The organism is Amycolatopsis sp. 3B14 (assembly GCF_050958625.1).
In the GTDB taxonomy this organism is placed as follows: Bacteria; Actinomycetota; Actinomycetes; order Mycobacteriales; family Pseudonocardiaceae; genus Amycolatopsis_E; species Amycolatopsis_E thermoflava.
On record NZ_JBHZEN010000018.1, the window covers coordinates 27,660 to 47,749 of the forward strand.

A 20,090-nucleotide genomic window follows, 5' to 3' on the forward strand; every position below is an offset into this window, starting at 1 on the left:
TATTAGCCGCGCGGGAACTCCGAGTTCACCCGTGGGTCCCTAGGATCACCCCCGTGACCGCTCTGCTGACGCGACCGGACCAGGTGGACCACCTCCGCCCGCCGACGGACCGTGCCGCCACCCTGCTCGGACGGCCGATGCCGGCCGACCGGCTGCGCGGCTGGGTGGTCACGATCGTCCTGACGCTGGTCGCGGCGGTCACCCGCTTCCAGAACCTCGGCTCCCCCACCGACAAGGGCACCCCGGTCTTCGACGAGAAGCACTACGTGCCGCAGGCGTGGCAGATGCTGCGCAACGGCGGGTTCGAGGACAACGCGGGCTACGAGCTGGTGGTGCACCCGCCGCTGGCGAAGCAGCTGATCGCGCTCGGCGAGTGGATGTTCGGGTACAACGGCTGGGGCTGGCGCTTCAGCGCGGCCGTGGCGGGCACGATCATCGTGCTGCTGACCATCCGCATCGCGCGACGGCTGACCCGCTCGACGCTGCTCGGCGGCATCGCCGGGATACTCGTGATCTGCGACGGCGTGCTGTTCCTGCAGGCCAGGATGGGCATGCTGGACATCTTCATCGCCGTGTTCGCGCTGTCCGCGTTCGCGTGCCTGCTGTGCGACCGTGACCAGGTGCGGCAGCGGCTGGCGGTGGCGGTCGCCGAGGGCTGGGCGGACGAGTCGCCGTGGGGGCCGCGGCTGGGCTTCCGCTGGTGGCGGTTCGCGGCCGGGGTGTGCCTCGGCCTGACGTTCGCGGTCAAGTGGTCGGGCCTGTACTACATGGCGTTCTTCGGGCTGCTGTGCGTCGGGTTCGACGTGGCCGCGCGCCGGGCGGCGGGGGTGCCGCGGCCGTGGGCCGGGACGCTGCGCCGGGACGTGCTGCCCGCGTTGTGGGCCATCCTCGCCATCCCCGCGCTGATGTACGTGGCGAGCTGGTGGGCGTGGTTCGCGAGCGAGTCCGGCACCGACCGGCACTACACCGAACTGCAGGGCATCGACCCCGGGTTCTGGAGCTGGGCGCCGCCCGCGCTGCGGTCGCTGGGCGACTACTCGATGAACGTGCTGCACTTCCACGAAAGCCTGGTCACGCCCAAGGACGACCCGCACCCGTGGGAGTCGAAGCCGTGGACGTGGCCGATGGGCCTGCGGCCGATGCTCTACTACTACGAGTCGGGCAACGGCACGTGCGGCGCGTCGGACTGCATCCGGGCGACGATGCTGATCGGCACGCCCGCGACGTGGTGGCTCGCGATCCCGATGCTCGGGTGGGGCCTGTGGCGCTGGCTGTTCCGGTTCGACTGGCGCTACGCCGCCGTGCTGGTCGGCTACCTCGCCGGGTTCCTGCCGTGGTTCACGAACATCGACCGGCAGATGTACTTCTTCTACGCCACGCCGATGGCGCCGTTCCTGGCGCTCGGGCTGACCCTCGCGCTGGGCCAGATCCTGGGCAGCGCACGGCGCGGGTTCGAACGCCGCGGGACGGGGCTGCTGGTGGTGGCGCTGTACGTCGGCCTGGTAGTGGCGAACTTCGCGTGGCTGTGGCCCATCCTGAACGGCGACCCGATCAGCAACGCCCGCTGGCAGGCGGAGCTCTGGCTGCCGTCCTGGCGATGACCGGGTACCTGGACCGCGCCCGGGAGTCGTACGACCGGGTGGCGGAGGACTACGCGGATTTCGTCCGCCCGCGGTTCGCGGCGGACGCGGTGGGCCGAGGGATGCTGAGCGCCTTCGCCGAGCTGGTGACCGGCCCGGTCGCCGACGTCGGCTGCGGACCCGGCCACGTGACGGCGCACCTCGCGGGACTCGGCACGCAAGCGTTTGGCGTCGACTTGTCACCCGGGATGGTCGAGATCGCCCGCCGGTCGTACCCGCAGCTGCGGTTCGAGGTGAGCTCGATGACGGCGCTCGACGTGGCGGACGGGTCCCTGGGCGGGATCGTCGCGTGGTGGTCGATCTTCCACGTCCCGCCGGCGGTGCTGCCGACGGTGTTCGCCGGCTTCGCCCGCGCGCTGGCGCCCGAAGGTCACGTGGTGATCGGCTTCCACGCCGGAAACGCCCAGCTGCAACCCGAGACGGCCTACGGCCACCCGGTGGACTACGACGCGTACCTGCTGCCGCCCGACCACGTCGCGAAGCTGCTGAAACGGGCCGGTTTCGACATCGCCGCCCGGGTGGAGCTGGAAGGCGCGAAGCACCCGCAGGCGATCCTGCTGGGCCGGAAGCACACCAGCCGGCGCTCCGCACTACCCCACCGATAGCGACGCCACGACTCGGGGCGGCGCACCGCCGCACACCCGGTCCCACGGAACCCGAGATCAGTGCGGCGGCACCGCCGCAGCGCACCAGCGGGATCCGCTTCGCTGGCCCGCCCAGAAGGACCCGCAGAAAGCCGCTCGACGACAAGCGCACCACCGGCGCACCCCGCGTCACCGGCTAGTCCTGGGCACCCGCAGGCAATCCCCTTGACCGGAAGCGCCCCACGCCCCATCCGGCACGACAAACCCCGGGTCAGCGCGGCGGCATCGCCCGCGTCGTGCCGCCGTGCCGTGGCACGATCCGCGTCACCGGCCCGTCCATCGACTTGCCCGCCCGGGACAGGAAGCCCTCCACCTCACGCACCACCGTGTGCAGCGTCGGGCGGCGGCGGGGTTCGTTGTCGAGCGAGGCGATCAGCAGCCGGGCGTGCGCGGACCGCTGCGGCAGCTTCGACACGGGCTCGGCGCGGGCCGCCGCCATCAGGGCCGCCATCGGCGTCTCGCGGGTCCCGCGCGGCGGGTAGCCGGACAGCGCGTAGCTCACGGTCGCCGCCAGCTGCCACGCGTCCGAGGCCGGGGACGCCGCCGCACCCGCGGCCTGCTCCGGGGCGACGAAGTCGGGCGTGCCGATCATCATCCCGGTCGCGGTCATCGTCGAGTCGCCGCGGCTGCGGGCGATGCCGAAATCGATCAGGTGCGGCATGCCCTGCGGGTCCAGGATCACGTTCGACGGCTTCACGTCGCGGTGCAGCACGCCCTTCTCGTGCGCGGCGGCCAGCGCGCCTGCCATCGTCGCCCACAGGCGGCCCGCCGCGACGTCGTCCAGCGGCCCCATCGTGTCCACCGCGGTGGCCAGCGACTGGCCCTCCAGGTACTCCATGACCAGGGCGAGCCCGTCCGGCTCCTCGACCAGGTCGTAGACCCGCACGCAGTTCGGGTGGTCGACCATCGCGAGCGCCCTCGCCTCGCGGCGCATGCGCTCCTCGGTGTCCCGGTCCGGCGCGTGGGCGATCTTCAGCGCGACCGTCCGGCCCAGCTGGTTGTCCACGGCCTGCCACACCGTGCCGAACCCGCCGTGGCCGAGGCGCTTGATCCGCCGGTACCGGCCGCCGCCGTTGGCCGTCGACCCGGGCGGCATCGGGACCGGACCGGGCGCCGCGGCCAGTTCCTGCGCGGCGGGCGCGACGGCCGTCGGCGCGTACTGCTTCGGCGGCTGTTGCTGTGGCGGCGGAGGTGGCGGCACCTGGGGCGGGGGCTCGCGCCGCGGCTCCGGGCGCGGCCGCTCCGGCTTGTTGATGACCGACCACGGCGGCGGCCCGACCAGGGCGATGGGGATGATTCCGAGCATCGCGATCGGGATGAACCCGAGCCACAGGAACACACCCGCGTTGGCCGAGACGCCCACCGAGAACACCACGAACATCACGAACCCGACCCACAGCAGGCGGCCAGGCCACTTCGGCCCGCGGCGCATCGCGGTGCGGGCCTGCAGGATCATGAACAGCAGCGCGAGCAGCGGCAGCCCGACCAGCGCGCCCAGGTAGTAGCCGTAGGCGAGCACGTTGCCGGAGGGGTAGAAGATCGTCTCGAAGATGTTCTGCCCGCCGCCGAGGTACTCGCTCTGCGTGCCGATGAACGAGCAGTACTCGCGGTTCAGCGTCGCCAGGTCGGCCTTCGACAGCGACGACGTGCCCTCGGCCGCGGCCCGGTAGATGCCCGAGATGCCGTTGAACGCCATCCACGGCAGCCCGAACGAGAACACGAACGCGATCACGCCGATGGCCGCGATCGTGCCGGTGTCGTACCGGTTGCCGGTGAACTTCCGCATGAGCGCGACGAGGACCGCGCCGACCACCGGGAACAAGGCGGTCAGCGCCCCCGCGGCCACCGTGGCCCACACCCAGTCACCGGGGCAGAACCCCGGGTTGAACAGGGCATGCGCGAGGGACAGCAGCCAGTCCGCGAACGCGTTCACCGCCCGGGTCCCTTCGTGTTCGGGGTCTTCTTCTGGTCTCCCACCCTATTCGCACCTTGGACGCGGCAGGTGCCGGGCGGGTTGCGGTCGCCCTGCGGAGTGAGACTTCCTCAGATGCCGGGCCGCCAGATGACCGGCGCCAGCCGCTCCGCTTCGACGCGCCACCGCTCCCGCCGGAAGCGCAGGACCAGCACCGACAGCAGGACGCTGCTGAGCACCGCGCCGGCGACGACGACCGCGACGACGCCGGTCAGCCCGCCCAGCACGACCGCGAGCAGGCCCAGCACCACCACCGCGGCGATGGCGACCTGGCCCTGGCTGTGCCACACCCACCGGCGTCCGGCGTCGAGCTCGGTCAGCAGCGCCTGCGCGCCGGTGGTGAGCCGGGTGTCGGGCACGTTCAGTTCGAGGATCCGGCGGGCCGCCCACGCGCACAACTCACGCTGACGCGTCGACGTCACCACGGGCAGCCCCTCTCTGGTCACGCTGCGTGCGGAAACAGTCAACGCTTCGAGGGCGTGCGCGAGCCGCAGACGCAGGTCCGCATCGGCCGGAGCGGCGGCGAGCTGCTGTTCGAGCGCTTGAACAGCGGACATCGGGTCGGTCTGTTCGGTCACGTGAATCTCCCAAAAGGAGTAACCCGGGCGGGGCGCCCAATGCTACCCTCAGTGCTCACTTCGGCACGAGCGGTTGATGAGGGGACAGCGATGCCGCCTCCTGGGGGCCAGCCGAGCTCGGCGCGTCTGGCGCTGCTCGCGGGCGTGGCGAACCTCGTCGTGCTCGGCGCGGTCGGCACCGCGCTGCTGCTCGTCCGCGACAGCGGCGGCGGCGGAACGACCCAGCTGGCCACGGCCACGTCGAGCTCGGCCACGACGACCGCGAGCACGTCGAGCAGCCGCCGCACCTCGACGACGACCACCACGACCACGACGAGCAGTTCGGTGGCGCCGGGGAACGAGGTGACCGGCCCGGCCGGGATCCGCACGGTCATCCCGGAGGGCTGGACCGTCGCGCCGACCCGGTCCGCGGGCAGCGTGCAGGCCACCGACCCCGCCGACAGCTCCCGCTACGTCCGCTACGGCGGCTCGGCCGTGCCGAACGCTTCGATCCTGGACTCCCACCTCGAAGCCGAAAGCGACTTCGCCGCCGCCCGGCCCGGGTACTCCCGCGTGGAGCTCGCCCAGACGACCATCCGCGGGTACGAGGCGATCGTGTGGGAGTTCGAGTGGACGGCGCCGGAGGGCAGGCGGCACGTGAAGGCCGAGTACTGGCGCGCCTCCGGCACCGAGTACTTCGTGTACGCCTCGTCGAAGGCCGCCGACTGGCCCGAGATGGTCCCGATCCTCACCGCCATGACGGAGAACGCGATCCCGTGACCGGAACGACGATGACCGCCTGGGCCGTCCCGGACCAGGTGCGGCCCCAGGATGACACGACGCGGTACCTGTGCGCGGCCGCGCACCTCGACTCCGGATACGCCGACCGGGCGATCCGCGAGTTCCTCACCGAGCCGACCCGGCCGCTGCCGCATTCGCCCGGGTTCGACCCGGCGCGCGTGCTGGTGGAGGTGATCGCGTCGCGTGGCCGCCGCAAGCTGCGCGACGGCATCCTGGCGGTGCTGTTCGGCTTGTTCGTCTGGGCCTCGGGCCCGAGCGTGGTGCTGTTCACGTGGCTCGTGCTCGCGGTGGCGCTGGTGATCCCGTCGATCTGGCGCAGGGCGATCAACGGGGCGCTCAAGGCCGTGATCGTCGTCGTGCTCGGCACGTTCGCGCTGGCCGGTCTGCTGATCTACTCGATCGGGGCGATCGATCCGGAGGCCACCGAGGACTTCACCGGTGGCTACTACGGGGACTACTACGGTCCGCCCGCCGGCGACGAGGAGGTGTGGACCTACGTCTCGATAGCGCTGGTCGTGCTGATGCTCGCGGTCCTGGTGACCGACCGGCTGGTGGTGCGGTCGCTGCTGGTCGACCGGTTCGGCTACCGCGCCCGCAACCGGCCGCCAGCCGACCCGTTCACCACCGAGCGCCCGCTGCTCGGCCTGTGCCCGCCGCGGTTCGTGCGACAGCTGCACCGGTACCGGGACGCCGAGCAAACCCCGCAGGGCGCGGTGCCGTTGTTCGTGCACCGCGGATACAACCCGTTCGTCGGCGCCGGGTTGCACCGCGAGTCCTGGTCGATGGCGTTGCCACTGGACCGGCTGCCGGAGGACCACAAGCCGGACGGCTCGCCGTTCGACGAGTTGACCACGCCGTTGCTGTACGAACGGGTCCGCGCGGCGATGGCTGTGCTGCAGGAGAGCGAGTCGCTGTCGCCGGACCGGCGGTTGCGTGAGCTGTCGATCCGGGAGGCCGTGTTCGCGTCGTCCGCGGAGCTGATCGACCACGTGACCCAGCCGGAGTCGGTGGTCTACCTGCGGGGCCTGGACCGGGCGCCGGAGCGGTACCTGCCGCCGGGCGAGGTCGCGGCGCTGCGCCAGCAGCCGCGTGAGTGGGCGCGCTACTACCTGTGTTTCCAGGTCGAGACGTGGGACCGGGACCTGGTGATGTCGAGCTACCTGCACGCGGCTGTCGACGCCAGCACCCTGTATTTGGAGTGGACGCCGTGCGTGCTGCCGCCGGTGCGGGACCGGTACCGCGCGGTGGACAAGCTGCCCGCCGGGGTGGCCGCCCCGATCGGGCAGGCGTTGCTGCGGTTGCTGCGGTTGCCGGTGACGATCTGGGGTCGCGCCAAGCACACGCTGCAGTGGATCCGGCCGCTGCGGCAGGACCACGGCCTGATCAACCCGGACGCGTACGGCTCGCTGCGGACGTTGCGTGAGATGGCGGCAGCCGACGATGTGGACAGGTATTTTCAGCTGGTCGACGTGGAGCGCTACGAGAAGATCCTGCACAGCAGGCTGATGCCCGCGATCAGCAGCATCCTGCGCGACTGCGGCTATTCGCCGGCCAGCTTCGAACGCCAGGCCGCGACCGTGATCCACAAGGAAATCACTATCCACGGCGACAACTACGCACCCATCAACACCGGCGCCAACACCGGTTCGATGGACGGCGCGAACGTCCAGACGGCCAAGGGGGATTGAGGACATGACCGGCATCAACATCAGCGGCGGGAACTTCGGCCCGATCAACACGGGAACGAACAGCGGCTCGATGAGCGGCGCGAACATCAACCAGCAGCAGGCGCCGCTGGTCACGCTGCTGGAGCAGCTGCGTGCCGAGACGGCCGCGCTCGAGGTCGCGGACCGGAAGGCGCTGGACCGGAACCTGACCGGCCTGCTGGAGGACGCGCGGAAGGCGCAGGATCCGGACACGGCCGAGGACGTGGAGCCCGAGGTGGTGCGCACCCGGTGGGAGAAGGTGAAGGGTCTGCTGTCCCAGGCGTCCGAGGTGAGCGGGACGGTGGCGCAGATCGGTGGGCATATTTCGGAGCTCATCGGGGCCTTCTGAGGGGTTTGGCGGGGTTCTGGGGCGCGGCCTTCTGAGGCGGGAGTGTCTGGGGCGGGCCTTCTGAGGCCGGGCTTTTTGAAGCGGCGCTGTCTGGGGCGGGTTAGGCGCGGCTTTTCTGGGGCAGGGTTTGAGGCGTGGCTGTCGGGGGGCGGAGCGTTTGAGCAGGGCTTTCTGAGGCAGGGCCTCCCGATGCGGGGTTGAGGCGTCGCTTTCTGGGGCGGGCCTTCTGAGGCCGGGCTTTGAAGCGGGGCTTGCCGGGGCAGGGCCTCCTGGTGCGGGGGTGAGGCAGGGCCCGCAGGGGCCGGGGTTTGAGGCGTGGCCTCCGGGGCGGGTTTCATGGCCGTCGGGCTTTCTCGGCAGTCGAGCCTCTCTGCGGGCGGTGGCTAACCCCGGCGAGTGGTCGCGGAGCGGCGGGGTGTGGTTGAGCGCGGCGGATGCGTGAGTGGCGGGCGCAGCAGCCGCGGTCGCAGCGAGGCGTGTTCGGCGATGGCGATGCGTGGCCGGACGGCGACCGAGACGCGGCTGGCCACCACTGCGCTACGGGACGGCCGTAGCAAGCCGCTGCGCAAGCTCGTGGTTGCCGGGAGCGGCGGTTAGTGGTTGAGCGCGCCGCAGGGCGGTGACTACGTGCGACGGGCCGCGCGCGACGGCTTCTGCGGCGCTGGTTGGGCGCTCGGGCCTCTGGGTCTGGCGCTGGGCGCCTGGGCGTGCGCGGGCGCTCGGGGACGGACCTCTCGGTGCACCTGGGGCGTCCGACACGCGGACCACTCGGCGCAGCGGGCTCCCGCGCACGCAGGCCTCTAGGCCCGGCGCTGGGCGCTCGAGCACGCAGGGCGCTCGGTGCATCTGGGGGCCGTCGGGAACGCGGACCACTCGGTGCGACGCGGGGCGGCCGAGCGCGCCGACCACTCGGCGCATCGCGGGGCGGTCGGGCACGCCGGGCGGTCGAGCGCGCGCACCGCTCGGTGCGGCGAGGGGCGGTCGGGCTGCACGGGCGCGGCGCGGGGTGGTCGGGCGGCGCTGGCGCAGCGCGGTGGGCGGCGTGGCGCGGTCGGGGCGCTTGGATTGCGTCATGATGTGGGGCACGAGCTCGACGACGAGGAGGTCTGCCCCATGGGCCGTCACGTGGAGGAACACCAGCGCAGCCTTACCGATCCGGAAGGGTTCTGGCTCGCCGCGGCGAAAGCGATTGATTGGACCCGTGAGCCGTCGCGGGCGTTGGACTCCTCGGGGGCTCCCCTGTTCCGCTGGTTCCCGGACGGGGAGCTCAACACCGCCTACAACGCCCTCGACCGGCACGTCGAACGCGGGCGTGGGGAGCAGCCCGCCCTGATCTGGGACTCGCCGGTCACCGGGGGCAAACGGACCTACACCTACGCCCAGCTGCGGGACGAGGTCGCCCTGTTCGCCGGGGCCCTGCGGTCCCTCGGCGTCGGCAAGGGCGACCGGGTCATCGTCTACCTGCCGATGGTTCCCGAGGCCGCCGTGGCGATGCTCGCGTGCGCCCGGATCGGCGCCGTGCACTCCGTGGTGTTCGGCGGCTTCGCGCCCAAGGAACTCGCCGCCCGCATCGAGGACGCCAAGCCGAAGGTGATCGTCGCCGCGTCCTGCGGCATCGAACCGAACCGCGTGGTCGAGTACAAGCCGATCATCGACGAGGCGCTCGCCGCCACCGAGCACCAGCCGGACAAGGTCGTGGTGCTGCAACGCGACGCGGCGCAGGCGACGCTCGGCGAACGGGACGTCGACTGGCGGGAACTGGTCGCCGGGGCGAGCCCGGTCGACCCGGTGCCGGTCGCGGCCACCGACCCGCTCTACATCCTCTACACCTCCGGCACGACCGGGAAACCGAAGGGCGTCGTGCGTGACGCGGGCGGCCACGCGGTCGCGCTGGCGTACTCGATGCACGCGGTCTACGACATCCGGCCCGGCGACATCTGGTGGACCGCCTCCGACGTCGGCTGGGTGGTCGGCCACTCCTACATCGTGTACGCGCCACTGCTGATCGGCGCCACGACCGTGATGTACGAGGGCAAGCCGGTCGGCACCCCGGACGCCGGCGCGTTCTGGCGCGTCATCAGCGAGCACAAGGTGAAGGCCCTGTTCACCGCTCCGACCGCGCTGCGGGCGATCAAACGCGTCGACCCGGACGCCACCGAGCTCGCGAAATACGACCTGTCGTCGTTCCGCACCCTGTTCATGGCCGGTGAGCGGCTCGACCCGGAGACCCTGAACTGGGCCGCCGACAAGCTGGGCGTGCCGGTGATCGACCACTGGTGGCAGACCGAGACCGGCTGGCCGATCGCGGCGAACCCACGCGGGCTGGAACCGATGCCGGTGAAGCCGGGCTCGGCGACCGTCCCGGTGCCCGGCTACGACGTGCGGATCCTCGACCAGGCCGGCGATCCGCTGCCCGCCGGGCAGGAAGGCGCCATCTGCATCAAGCTGCCGATGCCGCCGGGCACCCTGCCGACCCTGTGGGGCGACGACGAGCGCTACGTGGAGGCGTACCTGTCGCGCTACGAGGGCTACTACCTCACCGGCGACTCGGGCTACTTCGACGAGGACGGGTACCTGTTCGTCATGGGCCGCACCGACGACGTCATCAACGTGGCCGGGCACCGGTTGTCGACCGGGTCGATGGAGGCCGTGCTGGCGGCGCACCCCGCTGTCGCCGAATGCGCGGTGATCGGCGTGCACGACTCGCTCAAGGGCCAGCTGCCGCGCGGCCTGGTGGTGCTCAAGTCCGGTGTGGACGTCGACGAGGAGACGCTGAAGGCGGAGCTGATCGCCGCCGTCCGGCGGGACATCGGCCCGGTGGCCGCGTTCCGACAAGTGTCTGTTGTGGACGCTCTGCCGAAGACGCGATCGGGCAAGATCCTCCGCAAGACCATGCGCGGACTCGCGGAAGGCCGGGACGAGCCGGTGCCGTCGACCATCGAAGATCCTTCGGTGCTCGACAAGCTGCGCGCGGTGCTGCGGGAGAGCTGACCGCGCAAGAGTCCACTTGAGACGGATGACGACGTTGGGCAGGGCGTTGATGTCCATACCGACAAGCTAGACCCGAGCACCGACAGAAAGCACTGTCCGGCCGGGGAATCGCCACCCGAACGAGTCGAATGCGGCGATTCACCCGGCCGGAGCAGTGGGGTGGCAACCGGGGCATTGCGCGCGCCGGAACACTGGTCTATACCTTTAGGGGACCCGCTCCCGATCCCCGCGGAGAGTGACCCATGCGCAGATCCCTGGCCGGCCTGCTCGGCGCCACCGCGCTCGCGCTGACCGCCCTCACCCAGCCCGCACTCGCCGGCGAACCCGCCACCGCGCCGGACACCCGCGCACTGGCGGACGTGATCCCCGTTCCGGTGTCGGCGATCGCCGACCCCAAGGCCGACTTCCGGCTGACCCCGGCCACCGCGATCGAGGCCGAGTACGGCGCCCGGCAGGTCGCCGACTACCTCGCCGGCCTGCTCCGCCCGTCGACGGGGTACCGCCTCCCGGTCGTCGAGCGCACCTCGGCGCCGTCGATCGCGCTCGAGCTCGGCCCGACCGCGCGGGTCGGCGACCAGGGCTACCAGCTCACGGTGACGAAGAAGGGCGTCACGCTGCGCGCGAACAGCGGCGACGGCCTGTTCGCCGGCGTGCAGACGCTGCGCCAGCTGCTGCCCGCGCAGGTCGAGTCGCGCCAGGTGGCGCGCGGCCCGTGGATCGTGCCGGGCGGGAAGATCGTGGACTACCCGCGCTTCGCCTACCGCGGCGCGATGCTCGACGTGGCACGGCACTTCTTCGCCGTCGACGAGGTGAAGCGCTACATCGACCAGATCGCGCAGTACAAGGTCAACCGGCTGCACCTGCACCTGGCGGACGACCAGGGCTGGCGGATCGAGATCAAGAGCTGGCCGCGCCTGGCGACGTACGGCGGCAGCACCGAGGTCGGCGGCGGCCCGGGCGGCTACTACACGCAGGAGCAGTACAAGGACCTGGTGGCCTACGCCGCGTCCCGGCACATCACGGTGATCCCGGAGATCGACATGCCGGGCCACACCAACGCCGCGCTGGCGTCGTACGCGGAGCTGAACTGCGACGGCGTCGCGCCGCCGCTGTACACCGGCATCGAGGTCGGGTTCAGCTCGCTGTGCGTGGACAAGGACATCACCTACGAGTTCCTGGACGACGTGATCGGCGAGCTGGCCGCCCTGACCCCGGGCCGGTACCTGCACATCGGCGGCGACGAGGCCCACGCCACGACCCCCGAGGACTACCAGAAGTTCATGGGCCAGGTGCTCCCGATCGTCGCCAAGCACGGCAAGCTGGCGCAGGGCTGGCACGAGATCGCGAAGGCCGACCCGCCGGTGTCCGCGGTGCCGCAGTTCTGGGACACCGACGGCGTCGACGCCGACACGGCGGCGGCCGCCACGGCGGGCAACAAGATCGTGGTTTCGCCTGCCAACAAGGCCTACCTCGACATGCAGTACAACGAGAACAGCCCGCTCGGCCTGCACTGGGCCGGGTACGTCGAGGTCGCCGACGCCTACGACTGGGACCCGTCGACGGCGGTGCAGGGCGTCGGCGAGGCGTCCGTCGCGGGTGTCGAGGCGCCGTTGTGGTCGGAAACCCTGACCGACAGCGACGACATCGAGTTCATGGCCTTCCCGCGGCTGCCCGGGATCGCGGAGATCGGGTGGTCGCCGAAGTCGACCCACGACTGGAACGACTACCGCGAGCGGCTGGCGCAGCAGGCCCCGCGGTGGGAGATCCAGGGGATCGACTTCTACCGCTCCCCGCAGGTCGACTGGCCGTAGCAGGCACGCGGGCCCGGCGCGTCCCCCGCGCCGGGCCCGCGGGTCAGTCCGAGGCTTCCCGGAGGGCAGCCCACGCGTCCGCCACGGGCGCCAGGTGCCCGAGCTTGTCCGTGTCGCTGGTCAGGGTCAGCGAGGCGGCATGGCTGCTGACGTTCACGATGCGTGGCGCCGGTGACTTCCGCAGCAGCGGCAGCACCGCGTTCGTCACCGCGATCACGCCGAACAGGTCGGTCTCGAACACCGCGCGGGCCATGTCCAGGTCGACCGTGCTGTGGATCTGGTCGTGCGCGTCCGCCGGGTCGACCTGCCGGATCCGGTGATGCAGGCGTTGTTGACCAGCATAGGAGCTGATGCTGGGCGAACAGCAGACGGTCGCGCCGGTCACCGAAGCGAACAAGGGGGATCGGGCGTGGCGTGGCCGAACAACTGGCCGCGCTCGGCATGACCGTCCTGGTCGGTCGCTGCGGGTGTGCTCGGCACCCGAGACGAGACAGCCGCCCCCTGTGACATCCGGTCGAGTAGACAGCGTCTACAGATCTTGGTACACAGGTGGCCACCAGGTGAACACCGGATGTCGGAGAGCTGAATGGGCTATCAAAGGTTCGTCGCCCTCGGCGACAGTTGCGCGGAAGGCCTGCACGACCCGTACCCGGGCACCGACGTCTACCGGGGCTGGGCCGACCTGGCCGCGGCCACGCTCGCCCAGCACGAGCCCGCCTTCCGGTACGCCAACCTGGCCGTCCGCGGCCGCCGCCTCGACCAGATCATCGTCGAGCAGATTCCCGCGGCACTGGACCTCAAGCCCGACCTCGTCGCGCTCTTCGGCGGCGCGAACGACGTCATGACCCGCACCTACCGCGCCGAGGTCGTCGCGAAGCGGGTGGATGCGGCCATCCGCATGCTCACCCGCGCCGCGCCGACCGTCGTCGTCTTCACGCTCAGCGACGTCTCCGGGCGCGTGCCGGGCCTGCTGCGCATCCGCCACCGCCTGGAAGCCCTCAACGAGGCCATCCACGCGTCCGCGGCGAAGCACGGCGCCGAGGTGGTCGACCTGTGGGGCGAGGAAGCCGTGCACGACCTGCGCTACTTCGGCCCGGACCGGCTGCACCTGTCCGAGTACGGCCACCGCCGGCTGGCCGCGCACCTGCTCACGACCCTCGGCGTCGACTACGACCCGGCCTGGCTGGAGCCCCTGCCCGGCGACCCGGTCCGCCCCGGCCTGCGCGCGCACGCCGGCTGGGTGTGGCGCGAGGTCCTGCCGGTGGTGGTCACCCGCACGCGCAACTGGTTCACCGGCCGGTCGCCCGGCGACGGTTTCGCGCCGAAGCGCCCCGACCTGCTCCCCGTCATCGCCGACGAGCTGGCGTCGTGGAAAACGATCCCCGGCAGCGCCTGATCGACAGCGCCGTCGCCGTCCTGACCAGCGAGGGTGTCGAGGCCGTCACCCTGCGGCGGATCGCGCGCGAGGCGGGCGTGTCGCACGGCGCGCCACTGCGGCACTTCGCCGGGCGGGCCGAGCTGCTCGCCGCGGTCGCCGCGACCGGGTTCGCGGAGCTGCACGAGCGTGCGGCCGCCCTGCCGGAGGGCAACCCGCAGCAACGGCTGCTGACCGCGTGCCGCCGCTACCTCGACTTCGCGCTGGCGAACCCGGCCATGTTCGAGCTGATGTTCCGGCCGGACCTGATCGACGTACGGGAACCCGAGCTGGCCCGGCTGTCCGGCGCGGTGTTCGAGCAGTTCCTGGACCTGGTGACCCGGGCGCAGGCGGTCGGCTGGCGGCGGGGCACGGCTTCGCGTCCGCTCGCCGCGTCGCTGTGGGCGTCGCTGCACGGGCTCGCCGCGCTGTGGCTGCGCGGCGGGTTGCCGTCGGCCGCCGAGTCCTCCGACGTCGAGCAGACGCTGGCCGTCACGCTCAACACCTACCTGCGCTCCTGACACGCGGCGGCGATCCGCCGGTACGCCGCCTCCACGTGCTCGGCACGCGTGGCCGGTGAGCCCACCGCGAGGCGCAGCAGCACGTGCCCGTTCGCCTTGGTGTGGCTCAGGAACAGCTCGCCCGACGCGTTGAGCCGTTCCATCACGGCGAGGGTTTCGGCGTCGGGTTCGGGAACGGACGACGGCCACCGGGGCCGGAAGCACACCAGCCCGAACGGGTGCCCCGGGTGCAGCTCGAACTGGTCGTCGGCGTCGATCAGCCGGGCGAACCGCGCGGCCAGCTCGACGCAGGTCCGGATGTGCGCACGCAGCCCTTCCGCGCCGTACCAGCGGATCACGGACCACAGCTTCAGCGCCCGGAACCGCCGCCCGAGCGGGACCTGCCAGTCCCGGTAGTCGATCACCTCGCCGGACTCCGTCGCCGTGTTGCGCAGGTATTCCGGCAGGATCGACAACGCCTCGATCATCGGCCGCCGGTCCCGCACCCACAGCACGCCGCAGTCGAAGTTGGTGAGCAGCCACTTGTGCGGGTTCGTCGCGTACGAGTCCGCGTACTCGGCCACTCCGTCGTTGATCCACCGCAGCTCCGGGCACACCGCGGCCGATCCGGCGTAGGCCGCGTCCACGTGCAGCCACACGCCGGCCTCGCGGCACACCGCCCCGATCTCCGCGACGGGGTCGATCGCCGTGGTGGACGTCGTCCCGATCGTCGCGCACACCAGCACCGGCACCGCGCCCGCGGCGACGTCCTCGGCGATCATGCGCCGCAGCTCGCCTACGTCCATCGCGAGCGTCACCGGATCCACCGGCACCGCCCGGACGTTCTCGCCACCGAGACCGGCGATGCGCCCGGCCCGCTGCAGCGACGAGTGCGTCTCGGTGGAGACGTACATCCGGTAGGCGTCAGCCACGCCGTGGTCGCGGATCTTCCCGCCGCTCGCCCGGTGCAGCGCGGCGAGCAACGCCACCAGCGCCGCGCTCGACGCCGAGTCCTGGATGACCCCGCCACCAGCGCCGTCGGTGCGGAACTCCGCGGGCAGCCCGAGCAGCTCGGCGAGCCAGTCGACCACGACGGTCTCCAGCTCGGTGCACGCCGGGCTCGTCGCCCACACCATCCCCTGCACGCCGAGGCCGCTGGACAGCACGTCGCCGAGGATCGCCGGACCGGACGCGTTGGCCGGGAAGTAGGCGAAGAAGTCCGGGTGCTGCCAGTGCGTGATGCCCGGCATGATCACGCGGTCCAGGTCGCCGAGGAGGTCCTCGAACGGCTCACCCCGCTCCGGCGGGTGCGCCGGCAGCCGGTCGCGCACCTCGCCCGGCGCGAGCGGCGAGCGCACCGGCCGGTCCTCGATCGTGCTCAGGTAGTCGGCGACCCAGTCGACGACCTGCTTGCCGTAGCGCCGGAACTCCTCCGGCGTCATGTGCCCCGTCATGTCCCCGAGTCAACCGCGCCACGCCTTCTCGCGCAGCAACCGCAAGCCGTTGAGCGCCACCAGCACCGTCGAGCCCTCGTGACCGGCGACGCCGAGCGGCAGCGGCAGCTCGCCGAACAGGTCCCAGAGCACCAGCCCGACGATGAACCCGCCCGCGATCGCGAGGTTGGCCAGCACGAGCCGCCGCGCGCGGCGGGCCAGCGCGACGACGGCGGGGATCGCCGACAGCTCGTCCCGCACGACGACCGCGTCGGCGGTCTCCAGCGCCAGATCCGATCCGGCCCGGCCCATCGCGATGCCGGTGTTGGCCGCGGCCAGCGCGGGCGCGTCGTTGACGCCGTCGCCGACCAGCAGGACCCGCTCGCCGAGTTCCCGGACAGCGGCGACCTTGTCCTGCGGCAGCAGACCGGCCCGCACGTCGGTGATGCCGACCTCGTCCGCCACCCGCGCCGCCGCCCGCGGGTTGTCCCCGGTCAGCAGCACGGGGGAAGCCCAGCTCAGCGCGGTCACCGCGGCGCGCGCGTCCGGGCGCACGCGGTCGGCGAACCCGAGCACACCGGCCGGTTCGCCGTCCACCCGGACCAGCACCGCGGTCCGCCCGTCCGCCTCGGCCTCGCGCACCACCTCGCCGTCGTCCCGGCCGACGAACACCTGCCGCCCGTCGACCACCGCGTGCACGCCCCGGCCGGGCTCGGCACGGAAGTCCCGCGCCTGCGGCACCCGGTCCGCTGCCGCGACGATCGCCCGCCCCAGCGGGTGCTCACTCGCCTGCTCGGCAGCCGCGGCGAAGCGCAGAACATCCTTTTCGGACATCCCGAGTGGACGGACCTCCACCACGCGCGGCGCGCCCTCGGTCAGGGTGCCGGTCTTGTCGAACGCGACGCGTTCCGTCGTACCGAGCCGTTCGAGCACCACGGCCGACTTGACCAGCACCCCGTGCCGCCCGGCGTTGGCGATGGCGGACAGCAGCGGCGGCATGGTCGCGAGCACCACCGCGCACGGCGAGGCGACGATCATGAACGTCATGGCGCGCAGCAGCGTTTCCTGCAGCCCCGCGCCGAAGACCAGCGGCACCAGGAACAACGCCAGCGTCGCCGCCACGACCCCGACCGAGTACCGCTGCTCGATCTTCTCGATGAACAGCTGGGTCTTCGCCTTGGTCGCCGACGCCTCCTCGACCATCGCGACGATCCGCGCCAGCACGGTGTCCGACGAATCGCGCGTGACCCGGACCCGCAGCACTCCGGTTCCGTTCAGGGTGCCCGCGAACACCTCGTCGCCGACGGCCTTCGGCACCGGCATCGACTCGCCGGTGATCGACGACTGGTCCACCTCGCTCGCGCCGTCCAGCACGACGCCGTCCCCGCCGATGCGCTCCCCCGGCCGGACCACGAACTCGTCGCCGACTTCGTAGGTGTCGGCCTCGCCGGTCAGGTCGAGGAGGCTGCGCACCGAATCCGCGGTGCGTTGGGTGGCGACCGCCTCCAGCGCGCCGGAGGTCGCGAAGATGACGATCAGCAGGCCGCCGTCGAGGACCTGCCCGATCGCCGCGGCGCCGACGGCGGCCACGACCATCAGCAGGTCGACGTCCAGTGTCCGCTCGCGCAGCGCCCGCAGGCCCGCCAGCAGCGGCTCCCACCCGCCCGCGGCGTAACAGCCCAGGTAGAGGGTCCAGTACAGCCAGGCGGGGCCGCCGCCGAGGTCGGCCGCGAGGCCGGCCAGGAACAACACCAGCGCGGCCAGCGCCCACCGGACCTCGGGCAGCAGCAGCCGGCGCGCGGGACGGACCGCGGCCGCTCTGTCGATCACTTGCACCACGTGCCGGAGCATACCCGAACACATGAAGACGTCTACATGTGTTCTTCGACTAGAATCGTCTCGTGGGTCACGGAGTCGACAGCAAGGACAGGCGGGCGGCGTCGCTGGACGCGCAGAGCGCGGCGACCGTCGCCGCGACCCTGCAGGCTCTGGCCACCCCCAGCCGCCTGCTGATGCTCTCCCGGCTGCGGCAGGGGCCGTGCGCGGTCGGCGAGCTGGCCGAGGCGGTCGGCATGGAGCAGTCCGCGGTCAGCCACCAGCTCCGGCTGCTGCGCAACCTCGGCCTGGTCACTGGGCAGCGCGCGGGCCGCAGCATCGTCTACAGCCTCTACGACAACCACGTCGCCCAGCTGCTCGACGAAGCCGTGTACCACATCGAGCACCTCCGGCTCGGAGTCCCGGACAGCACCACGGCCTGACTGGCAAAGTGGTGGCGTGACGAATCCCGTGGTGGATCTGCGGCCGCCCGCGAACCTGGTCAGCCGGAAGGCCGTGCTGTTCTGGGCCACGCGTGCGGCGATCGGCTGGGTCGTCGTGCTCGCCGGTGAGGGCGTGTGGCTGGGACTGACCGGCTGGTCCCCGCTGGTCGTCGCGCTCGTCGTGACCGCGGTGGTCGCGATAGCGCACCTCGCCGTCATGCCGCAGTGGCGCTTCCGCGTGCACCGCTGGGAGACCACGCCCCAGGTCGTCTACACGCAGTCCGGCTGGATCAACCAGGAGCGCCGCATCGCGCCGGTGTCCCGGATCCAGACCGTCGACACCGAACGCGGCCCGCTGGAGCGGTTGTTCGGGCTGGCGAACCTGACCGTCACCACGGCGTCGGCGCGCGGACCGGTCCAGATCCACGGCCTCGACATCGAGGTGGCGCAGCGCCTCACCCAGGAGCTCGCCACCCAGACGCAGGCTACGCCAGGGGACGCGACGTGAGCGAGGACTGGCAGCGGCTCAGCGCGCGCATGCTCGCGGTCCACCCGGTGCAGGAGGTCGTGCGGCTGCTGCCGGTGCTGATCGGCGTGCTGTTCATCGGCCGCGGCGGCCAGGGGCAGATCTGGAGCCTCGTCGGCCTCGGGCTGGCGATCGCGGCCGGGCTGCTGCGCTGGTTCACCACGACCTACCAGATCACCGCCGAGCACGTGCGCGTGCGGCGCGGCCTGCTCAGCCGCAAGGAACTGTCCGTGCCGCGTGACCGGATCCGCACGGTCGACCTGACTTCCCGTCCGCTGCAACGGATCCTCGGGCTGAGCCGGGTCGTGATCGGCACCGGCCGCGGCGACTGGCAGGGCGCGATGGGCGTCACGCTGGACTCGCTGGCGACCGCGGATGCGGCGCGGTTGCGTGAAGAGCTGCTGCACCGCCGCACCGAGCAGACCGAGGGCCTGGTGGACGTGCTGGCCGAGCTGCGGCCGGCGTGGGTGCGGTTCGGGCCGTTCACGCTGTCCGGCATCGCCGCGATCGGTGTGGTCGTCGGCTCACTGGCCAACCTGTTCAACGAGGTGCGCATCGACGAGGACGACTTCGGGATGCTGCAGTCGCTCGTCGGCCGGGTCGCGTCGACCCCGGTGTGGGTCATCGGGATCGTGCTGCTGGTGCTGACCGTCGTGCTGGTGTCGGTGCTGTCGGTGATCGCGTACGTGCTGGCGTTCTGGAACTTCCGGCTCGCCCGCGGCGAAGGCACGCTGCGCGTGACGCGCGGCCTGCTCACCACCCGCCAGACCACGATCGAACTGCGCCGCCTGCGCGGAGCCGAGATCAGCGAACCGTTGCTGCTGCGGGCAGCCCGCGGGGCACGCTGCTCGGCGATCACCACCGGGTTGCGTGGCGAGCACAGCGGTTCCGTGCTGCTGCCGCCCGCCCCGCGCGCGGTGGCGCACCGCGTGGCCGGCGACGTCCTGGAGGATCCGGCGACCGCCACGGCCGAACTGGTCCAGCACGGCCCGCGCGCCCGCCTGCGACGGCACACGCGGGCGTTCCTGTTCGCGGCGGCCGTGACCGGGCTGTTCGCCGTGCTGTGGTGGTTCGCGGACTGGCCCGCCTGGCTGTGGCAGGTCGCGCTGGCGCTGTTCCCGGTCGGCGCGTTGCTGGCCGAGGACCGCTACCGCAACCTGGGGCACGCGCTGATCGGCGGCAACCTGGTGTTCCGGCAGGGCAGCCTGGTGCGGCGGCGGCAGGTGCTCGCGACCGAGGGCGTGATCGGCTGGGTATTCCACCGGTCGTTCTTCCAGCGGCGGGCCGGGCTGATCTCGCTGACGGCGACCACGGCGGCCGGCCGTCAGCACTACACCGGCATCGACGTCCCGGCCGCGGAAGCCGTCGCGCTCGCCGACGCCGCGGAACCCGGTCTGCTGGAGCCGTTCCTGGTCCAGCGGTAGGGACAACCCGACCGGCGATCTGCCGTGCACCGCAGTGATCTCGTTGCCGCGCGGGCGAAAACTC

Annotated in this window: 17 protein-coding genes; 12 read left to right on the forward strand and 5 right to left on the reverse strand. The window is 72.0% G+C overall.

Features of this window, described 5'->3' with window-relative positions; translation table 11 throughout:
• Positions 1-53 precede the first annotated feature (53 nt).
• Both ACCP09_RS09920 and ACCP09_RS09925 read left to right on the forward strand, forming a co-directional pair.
• A complete protein-coding gene (locus ACCP09_RS09920) occupies positions 54-1,601 on the forward strand; it encodes a dolichyl-phosphate-mannose--protein mannosyltransferase (RefSeq protein ID WP_433745187.1) in 1,548 nt (515 codons plus the stop codon).
• The gene (locus ACCP09_RS09925) at positions 1,598-2,245 is read left to right on the forward strand and encodes a class I SAM-dependent DNA methyltransferase (protein WP_433745190.1); all 648 of its coding nucleotides are present in this window, start codon (positions 1,598-1,600) and stop codon (positions 2,243-2,245) included. The genes ACCP09_RS09920 and ACCP09_RS09925 overlap by 4 nt, the downstream gene beginning before the upstream one ends.
• 250 nt (positions 2,246-2,495) lie before the next feature.
• On the opposite strand, the gene ACCP09_RS09930 is transcribed toward ACCP09_RS09925, so the two are convergent.
• Complete coding sequence (locus tag ACCP09_RS09930; protein WP_027933984.1) at positions 2,496-4,217, reverse strand: serine/threonine-protein kinase; 1,722 nt, start codon at positions 4,215-4,217, stop codon at positions 2,496-2,498.
• A 110-nt stretch (positions 4,218-4,327) separates the two neighbouring features.
• Entirely contained in the window at positions 4,328-4,834 is a 507-nt protein-coding gene (locus ACCP09_RS09935; RefSeq protein WP_378336905.1) for a hypothetical protein, read from the reverse strand.
• A gap of 90 nt (positions 4,835-4,924) precedes the next feature.
• Between ACCP09_RS09935 and ACCP09_RS09940 the strand changes: the two genes are divergently transcribed.
• The 5 genes from ACCP09_RS09940 to ACCP09_RS09960 all read left to right on the forward strand — a co-directional run bounded on the left by ACCP09_RS09940 (position 4,925) and on the right by ACCP09_RS09960 (position 12,471).
• Positions 4,925-5,593: a hypothetical protein gene (locus ACCP09_RS09940; RefSeq protein WP_433745193.1), complete on the forward strand. Its 669-nt coding sequence runs from the start codon at positions 4,925-4,927 to the stop codon at positions 5,591-5,593.
• Positions 5,590-7,302, forward strand: coding sequence for a hypothetical protein (locus ACCP09_RS09945; RefSeq protein WP_433745196.1), 1,713 nt, complete (start codon positions 5,590-5,592; stop codon positions 7,300-7,302). Before ACCP09_RS09940 ends, ACCP09_RS09945 begins: the two co-directional genes overlap by 4 nt.
• 4 nt (positions 7,303-7,306) lie before the next feature.
• Positions 7,307-7,669: a hypothetical protein gene (locus tag ACCP09_RS09950; RefSeq protein WP_378336901.1), complete on the forward strand. Its 363-nt coding sequence runs from the start codon at positions 7,307-7,309 to the stop codon at positions 7,667-7,669.
• 1,113 nt (positions 7,670-8,782) lie between these two features.
• Positions 8,783-10,660, forward strand: coding sequence for a propionyl-CoA synthetase (locus tag ACCP09_RS09955; RefSeq protein ID WP_433745276.1), 1,878 nt, complete (start codon positions 8,783-8,785; stop codon positions 10,658-10,660).
• A 242-nt stretch (positions 10,661-10,902) separates the two neighbouring features.
• Positions 10,903-12,471, forward strand: coding sequence for a beta-N-acetylhexosaminidase (locus ACCP09_RS09960; RefSeq protein WP_433745199.1), 1,569 nt, complete (start codon positions 10,903-10,905; stop codon positions 12,469-12,471).
• A 43-nt stretch (positions 12,472-12,514) separates the two neighbouring features.
• Here ACCP09_RS09960 and ACCP09_RS09965 read toward each other — a convergent pair whose 3' ends face one another.
• On the reverse strand, positions 12,515-12,856 hold the full coding sequence (locus ACCP09_RS09965) for a hypothetical protein (protein WP_433745202.1): 342 nt from the start codon (positions 12,854-12,856) through the stop codon (positions 12,515-12,517).
• Positions 12,857-13,057: 201 nt separating this feature from the next.
• On the opposite strand from ACCP09_RS09965, the gene ACCP09_RS09970 reads away from it, so the two are divergent.
• Both ACCP09_RS09970 and ACCP09_RS09975 read left to right on the forward strand, forming a co-directional pair.
• Positions 13,058-13,867 (forward strand): SGNH/GDSL hydrolase family protein, encoded by an 810-nt coding sequence (locus tag ACCP09_RS09970; protein WP_027933977.1) that lies wholly within the window; start codon positions 13,058-13,060, stop codon positions 13,865-13,867.
• Positions 13,840-14,406, forward strand: a complete 567-nt coding sequence (locus ACCP09_RS09975) for a TetR/AcrR family transcriptional regulator (protein WP_027933976.1) — start codon at positions 13,840-13,842, stop codon at positions 14,404-14,406. Before ACCP09_RS09970 ends, ACCP09_RS09975 begins: the two co-directional genes overlap by 28 nt.
• On the opposite strand, the gene ACCP09_RS09980 is transcribed toward ACCP09_RS09975, so the two are convergent.
• A complete protein-coding gene (locus ACCP09_RS09980) occupies positions 14,391-15,827 on the reverse strand; it encodes a pyridoxal-dependent decarboxylase (protein WP_433745279.1) in 1,437 nt (478 codons plus the stop codon). The two genes, ACCP09_RS09975 and ACCP09_RS09980, sit on opposite strands and share 16 nt — an antisense overlap.
• A 21-nt stretch (positions 15,828-15,848) precedes the next feature.
• The gene (locus ACCP09_RS09985) at positions 15,849-17,648 is read right to left on the reverse strand and encodes a heavy metal translocating P-type ATPase (protein ID WP_433745282.1); all 1,800 of its coding nucleotides are present in this window, start codon (positions 17,646-17,648) and stop codon (positions 15,849-15,851) included.
• Positions 17,649-17,719: 71 nt separating this feature from the next.
• Here ACCP09_RS09985 and ACCP09_RS09990 point away from each other — a divergent pair, with 71 nt between their 5' ends.
• From ACCP09_RS09990 to ACCP09_RS10000, 3 genes are read left to right on the forward strand one after another with little or no spacing between them, the layout of a single operon-like run.
• Entirely contained in the window at positions 17,720-18,076 is a 357-nt protein-coding gene (locus ACCP09_RS09990) for an ArsR/SmtB family transcription factor (RefSeq protein ID WP_027933973.1), read from the forward strand.
• Between the two features lie 16 nt (positions 18,077-18,092).
• Complete coding sequence (locus ACCP09_RS09995) at positions 18,093-18,584, forward strand: PH domain-containing protein (protein WP_228685062.1); 492 nt, start codon at positions 18,093-18,095, stop codon at positions 18,582-18,584.
• The gene (locus tag ACCP09_RS10000) at positions 18,581-20,026 is read left to right on the forward strand and encodes a PH domain-containing protein (protein WP_433745208.1); all 1,446 of its coding nucleotides are present in this window, start codon (positions 18,581-18,583) and stop codon (positions 20,024-20,026) included. The genes ACCP09_RS09995 and ACCP09_RS10000 overlap by 4 nt, the downstream gene beginning before the upstream one ends.
• Positions 20,027-20,090: the final 64 nt, after the last annotated feature.

Bases quoted from the DNA above. Each gene is read 5' to 3' on its own strand.
- ACCP09_RS09925 (WP_433745190.1), top strand. From the start codon at position 1,598: ATGACCGGGTACCTGGACCGCGCCCGGGAGTCGTACGACCGGGTGGCG.
- ACCP09_RS09940 (WP_433745193.1), top strand. From the start codon at position 4,925: ATGCCGCCTCCTGGGGGCCAGCCGAGCTCGGCGCGTCTGGCGCTGCTC.
- ACCP09_RS09950 (WP_378336901.1), top strand. From the start codon at position 7,307: ATGACCGGCATCAACATCAGCGGCGGGAACTTCGGCCCGATCAACACG.
- ACCP09_RS09955 (WP_433745276.1), top strand. From the start codon at position 8,783: ATGGGCCGTCACGTGGAGGAACACCAGCGCAGCCTTACCGATCCGGAA.
- ACCP09_RS09960 (WP_433745199.1), top strand. From the start codon at position 10,903: ATGCGCAGATCCCTGGCCGGCCTGCTCGGCGCCACCGCGCTCGCGCTG.
- ACCP09_RS09970 (WP_027933977.1), top strand. From the start codon at position 13,058: ATGGGCTATCAAAGGTTCGTCGCCCTCGGCGACAGTTGCGCGGAAGGC.
- ACCP09_RS09980 (WP_433745279.1), bottom strand. From the start codon at position 15,827: ATGACGCCGGAGGAGTTCCGGCGCTACGGCAAGCAGGTCGTCGACTGG.